The organism is Mesorhizobium sp. M7A.F.Ca.CA.001.10.2.1 (assembly GCF_003998575.1).
In the GTDB taxonomy this organism is placed as follows: domain Bacteria; phylum Pseudomonadota; class Alphaproteobacteria; order Rhizobiales; family Rhizobiaceae; genus Mesorhizobium.
In genome coordinates, this window is sequence record NZ_RZQY01001066.1 from 1 (window position 1) to 1232 (window position 1232).

General features: G+C 60.7%; 2 protein-coding genes. Both read left to right on the forward strand.

All coding sequences use genetic code 11. The features are described 5' to 3' along the window. A partial coding sequence (locus tag EN964_RS35100; protein WP_164776420.1) for a MipA/OmpV family protein occupies window positions 1-769 on the forward strand: 769 nt, incomplete at its 5' end. A gap of 41 nt (window positions 770-810) precedes the next feature. Further along, window positions 811-1232, forward strand: a 422-nt coding sequence (locus EN964_RS35105; protein ID WP_164776422.1) for a response regulator, incomplete at its 3' end; no start/stop codon positions are given.

The window sequence follows — 1232 nt, forward strand, 5'->3', positions numbered from 1 at the left end:
GCTGGCGGCAGACGCCATTGCGGTGAATTCCGATGATTTTACCCTGCCGCCCGAGCCTTCCCGTTTCGGGCGTTTCGAACAGAAGCTGTCCGACTGGCATGTCGTGGTCGGCGGCGGCGCCATCATCGTCCCCAAATACGAAGGCAGCAATGAGTTCAAGATCATGCCGGTGCCTTTCGTCACGGCGACATTCCTCGACACGGTGACGATCGACCCGACAGGTGCCAACATCGCCGTCTATGAACAAGGACCGTTCGCGTTCAGCGCTCGGCTTGGCTACGAGATGGGCCGCAAGGAAGACGACTCCGACCATCTGCGCGGCTTGGGGGACGTCGACATGGGCGCGACGGTCGGCGTGAAGGCAGCGGCGAAGTTCGGTCCGGCCGAAATATTCGCGCAACTCGACAAGACCATCGGCGGCAGCGATGGCCTTGAGGGCAGGGTGGGGATCGAGGTGACCCGGCCTCTGTCTCAATCGTTGATGATCGGCGCCAGCGCGTCCGCCGTCTTCGCCGACGAAAATTACATGCAGGCCTATTTTGGTGTCACGCCCGAACAATCGGCTCGCTCGGGGCTGGCGCGCTATGATGCCGGTGCCGGTTTGAAGCGCGCCGATTTTTCGATTTCCGCCACATATATGCTCGACGAGAGCTGGATGGTGCGCGGCGAAGCGGGGGTCGGTGTTCTCTTGGGTGACGCTGCCGACAGCCCTGTTGTCGTCGAAAAGATCCAGCCTTCAGGGATGCTTCTCGTCGGATATCGGTTCTGACGCCTACCCAGGCACCAAATGCAGGCTAGACAAACTCCGGAATGGCACAGCAACGGCACCAAAGCGATTTGAGCGCCGAATCCAGGTCGGCAAGGCAAGGTTCGCGCATCCTCATTGTCGAAGACGATCTTGAGATCGCGCGCATGCTGGGCGAGACGCTCACCGACAACGGCATGATCGTGGAAATTGCCGAGAGCGGCGTCCAGATGAACGCCGCGCTTCGCAACCAGAAATTCGATCTCATCGTGCTCGATGTCATGCTGCCGGGCGAAAACGGTCTCAACATCTGCCGCCGTCTTCGTGCCGGAACCAACATTCCGATCCTGATGCTGACCGCGCTCGGTGAGGAAATCGACCGCATCTTCGGGCTGGAAATCGGCGCCGACGACTATGTGACGAAACCGTTCAGCGCGCGCGAATTGACGGCCAGGATACGGGCGCTGCTGCGCCGCACAGCCTATGC